The 272-nt window shown below is 67.6% G+C and carries 1 protein-coding gene; it reads left to right on the top strand.

Features of this window, described 5'->3' with window-relative positions:
- Positions 1–272: TonB-dependent receptor domain-containing protein (locus SB764_RS40255; RefSeq protein WP_410866788.1), on the top strand; the 272-nt coding region annotated here is incomplete at both ends.

Raw genomic sequence — 272 nt, forward strand, 5'->3', positions numbered from 1 at the left:
CCGATGTCTTCACGCCGCAGACCAACAAGAACGAAAGCGGCGACACCCTCAAGCCCATCACGGGCGCCAGCTACGAGGCCGGCATCAAGGGCGAATGGTTCAACGGCGCGCTCAATGCCGCCGTGTCGGCATTCCGCAGCCAGCAGAAGAACGTCGCCCTGAAAGACGGCGACAGCTTGACGCCCGATGGCGACCAGGCCTACCGGCCCGGCACCGGCGTCACCGTCAAGGGCCTCGACGCCGAGATCGCCGGCGCCGTGACGGCCGCATGG

Origin of the sequence: Paraburkholderia sp. SIMBA_027 (genome assembly GCF_046535315.1) — a bacterium.
Taxonomy (GTDB): Bacteria; Pseudomonadota; Gammaproteobacteria; order Burkholderiales; family Burkholderiaceae; genus Paraburkholderia; species Paraburkholderia tropica.